The 2669-nt window shown below is 39.8% G+C and carries 2 protein-coding genes and 1 pseudogene; all 3 read right to left on the minus strand.

The annotated features are described in order from the left end of the window. Positions 1–259 precede the first annotated feature (259 nt). Complete coding sequence (locus R7Q47_RS23125) at positions 260–1288, minus strand: phospholipase D family protein (RefSeq protein ID WP_017634300.1); 1029 nt, start codon at positions 1286–1288, stop codon at positions 260–262. Positions 1289–1455: 167 nt separating this feature from the next. After that, the gene (locus R7Q47_RS23130) at positions 1456–1926 is read right to left on the minus strand and encodes a GNAT family N-acetyltransferase (protein ID WP_005377057.1); all 471 of its coding nucleotides are present in this window, start codon (positions 1924–1926) and stop codon (positions 1456–1458) included. 659 nt (positions 1927–2585) lie between these two features. After that, positions 2586–2669 (minus strand): annotated as a pseudogene (locus R7Q47_RS23135) (HIT family protein); the annotation flags it as partial.

Consider the following 2669-nt stretch of genomic DNA (forward strand, 5'->3'; position numbering starts at 1 on the left):
CCTAAATTATCAAGAAAACTTAACTTTTTAACCCTAACATTGTTTATCTTAGACAAAGGATATGAGTCTTTCTTAAACCTGAACTCTTTTGAATCCAAGTTAAAATCATTACTTTTGTACATAATTTCCCTCTATTCGTATAACGCCGCGTTAAGTGGTGAGCAACGCTAACCACCCTACCTAAACCATTGTGACATAAACACTTAACCTAAAGTAAGCCGAAAATGCCGAGCGTTGGGAATCCGTCTTAAACGCTTTGTTAGGCAGAACCTACTTCGGAAAAGTAATTTAATACACCACTCCTTATCACTGCATACTTGCTGTCTGATATATCTGTGAATGTCCACTGTGGAGGATTATCAAGATGGTAGGCAAAAGATTTGTTGCGCTGTGTTATCCAATTAACCGAGACTCTCCACTCTCTGGTATCTGCAACACTTGAGAATCGCTCTTTGCTTACCCCATCAGCAATAGTTACCGGCTCAGTAACTAGTCCTATTGCAATGATGCCTTTGCGTTTAGCAAATAAGAAGACAACATCACCAACACTTGCTCTAGACATGTGTTGAGGATAACTAAAGTTTTCCCACGCCATAGCAACACCCAAAGATAGCATTAGCTCCTCATGTAGATAACCTCCATCAGCAGTTCTTGTTCCGTTTCTTCGGTCGCTATTACATATGAAGAACTTCCTTGAACGATTATCTAACTCGAGCAATTTGGAAGCGGGTATATCAATCAGAGAGTTAATACGTTTGTCCAACGACCGCATTTGTTGCTTTACAAGTGATAACTCAGACTCAATTTCCCCAATACTCTGAGATAAAGAGTCGAGTAAATCTATTGTTAATGGTGAAGCTTGTTGCCAAATCGTTTCATACCAATCACATAGTTCTTGAAGTGTTTCACCTTCAAGTGCTACCCCAACTTCGATATTATTATTAACACCGTTATGAGTTAGATTAGCTGACGATACAATAGCCTTTCTCTTATCAGATATGTAAACCTTAGCGTGAAATTTTGGGTAGCTCGGTAAAACCCGAATATTAACTTTGTTCATTAAAAGCCAACGTAAAGCCTCTAAGCTAGTGGCTCCAGAAATCAAATCGGCACTTGACACTGACGTCAACAATCTAACTTTTACTCCATTAGTTGTATCAATCATATTTGTATCTGTAAGGTAAGCCGTAGCTACATCAATATTTAATTCTGCACTCGAAAGCAATTGTTTTAGCTCTTTATTATGAACCCTTTCAGAATTGTAGCTCTCAACAAGAATTTTCGTCATAAGTCCTCTAAATCTGATGAACACGATGTGCAGCCTAACGCCTTGTTAAGGTGTGAGGCACGCAATACCTAAGCTTCCGCATACCACCTTAACCACTAGAACTAACGCATAGTAAAAATGCCACGCGTGCCGAATCACTCTTGAACAATTTGTTATGTAGCCGACTTTCAGGTTAGTGCTTTCTGTCCAATTTGGATCTTGGGCTCAATACCAGCTTTGCGATACAAAGCTAGAGCTGATTCATTGAAAGAATATACTTCTAACCACAGCTCTTCTCCGCCGTTAGAAATAGCCCTTTCCTCAAATGCCTCTATTAGCGCCACTCCAACACCTTGACTCCTAAAGCATGAATCCACTACAATCTGTTCAACGTTTGCGATCTTTCGCTCTTTGAGCGTCCAAGACTTACGAACCCATAGCTCACCAAAAACAAAACCTACTAACTGCCCTTTGCTTTCGGCTACCAGAAAAATCGAGCTTTCACTTTTGATTATCTTGTGTAGGTCTATTTTTTGTTCAATTTCTTCCGGTGACAAAAAGTCATCAGGTAAATTTGCTTGATGATACTCATTAAGCTGAAACTGTAGTTTCTTGATAACACTGATATCTTCAATGCGAGCTTGCCGAATATTTAACATATATAAATCCTTTTAACTTACCGTCCTCTCGCGGCTACATAACGCCGCATTAAGGGGTGAACAACGCCACCACCTAACCTAAACCATTGTGCCGTAAACACTAAAGCCGATTCAAACCAAAATTGCCAAGCGTTGTGAATCCCTCTTGAATGCTTTGTTAGTTGCCAAACCCAAGGCTTAGGTTTGGAGTTGATTACCGCTTTGCCTACACTGTTTTTACGTGCTTTGAAAAACTCAAATCAGGCGTAGTTTCAAAGCGCCTGCCAATGAAACCACTTGGAACAGATAACGCCGTAGAAAACGGACTAACAACACCAAAAAAATCTTTTGAGAAGACAATATTGAAAGCTGACTTTCAACAAACAAATCGGTTTCTGAAACAGAAAATCCAACCACAAAAGAAACCTGAGAACGATTTTCACAAACCCGAACGATTCAAAATTAAAGTACGAAACGCCACCAAAAACACACTAATTTTAACTCTAAACATTCTGCTTTAGCTGCGTTTTCCTCGTTGGCAACTAACGCCTTGTTAAGGTGTGAGGCGCGCAATACCGAAGCTTCCGCATACCACCTTAACCACTAAAACCAACGCATAGTCAAAATGCCACGCGTGCCGAATCACTCTTGAACAATTTGTTAGCATACTTTTTAAATGCTCATAGTTCTTTAAGTGATTCTCTTAGTTTATCCATAGTTTGAATTCCAAGTTCACTACTAACCCAACCGTACTGGTCGCCATG

The sequence above is a fragment of the Vibrio sp. Vb0349 genome, assembly GCF_033338975.1.

Coding starts and splice junctions, on each gene's coding strand:
- R7Q47_RS23125 (WP_017634300.1), bottom strand. CDS start 1,288: ATGACGAAAATTCTTGTTGAGAGCTACAATTCTGAAAGGGTTCATAAT.
- R7Q47_RS23130 (WP_005377057.1), bottom strand. CDS start 1,926: ATGTTAAATATTCGGCAAGCTCGCATTGAAGATATCAGTGTTATCAAG.